This is a genomic window from Pseudonocardia zijingensis (assembly GCF_042657305.1).
GTDB lineage: Bacteria > Actinomycetota > Actinomycetes > Mycobacteriales > Pseudonocardiaceae > Pseudonocardia > Pseudonocardia zijingensis.
The window spans coordinates 594,090-594,425 of sequence record NZ_JBHSKO010000003.1; positions in this window are offsets into that span (position 1 = coordinate 594,090).

Here is a 336-nt window from a genome sequence, read left to right on the forward strand (position 1 = left end):
GCCGCGGGTGGCCGATTCCAAGTCGCACCGCGTCCCTGCGGCCTTACCAAATGTGATCCAGCTCACCCGGCAACTCGACCTTGGTTCGCTACTCTGATCGTGTTCTCCGCAGGACTGGTGGAGGGTCGCTCCTCCTGTTGCTGTCGAATCGCAACGGGTGCCGCGGGCCGAAGCTGATCCGGATGTCGACCTGGTCCGTCCGGAGCGCAGGTCGCTGCCTCTGGCGCGACGTGCGAGAGCTTGTTCCAGCCTGCTTCTGATTCGCGGAATCGCCGCAGTTCAGCGCACGCACGCTCAGCATCCTCGTTCGCACATCCGACAGCGGGAGCCATTCAC